This window comes from Alienimonas sp. DA493, assembly GCF_043951915.1.
Lineage (GTDB): Bacteria > Planctomycetota > Planctomycetia > Planctomycetales > Planctomycetaceae > Alienimonas.
This window is the reverse complement of the sequence record NZ_JBINJD010000372.1, coordinates 1-429: the sequence shown is the minus strand read 5'-3', so window position 1 is coordinate 429 and position 429 is coordinate 1. Positions and strand designations below refer to the sequence as shown.

Below are 429 nucleotides of genomic sequence, written 5' to 3'. Positions count from 1 at the left end.
CGCCCGAGCGATCAGATTCGGATCGTCCGCCGGCACGTTGGCCGTCACGCCTTCGGCAAAGCCGGCTTCCTCCGACCGCAGCGTCGACGAACGGGGCCGGGACGAGGCGGCGTCGCGCCGTCGCGGGCCGGGCTCACCAGACGGGCGACGCGGTCGGCGGGTAGGGGACCGGGCCGTACGGTCCGCCGTACGGGGCCGGGAGCGTCGGACCGTACACGCCGCCGGGAGAGGAGTACGCGCCGCCGTAGTACGGCGAGCGACCGAACCCGCGGTAGCGGTCGCCCTCGAAACGGCCGGGGAGCGCCCCGTACGCCGCGGGACCGCGGCCCCGGCCGTGCTTGAAGTGACCGTCCCAGTACCCCCGGCCCCGCGCCCACGCCGGGGTCTCCCCGCCCCGACCCGCCCCCGGCGGGGGTCCGCCGTCCCGGC

At 78.1% G+C, this 429-nt stretch carries 1 pseudogene; it reads right to left on the bottom strand.

Annotated elements, in window-relative coordinates:
• Nucleotides 1-133 precede the first annotated feature (133 nt).
• Nucleotides 134-429, bottom strand: a pseudogene (locus tag ACG2DA_RS23070) (hypothetical protein); the annotation flags it as partial.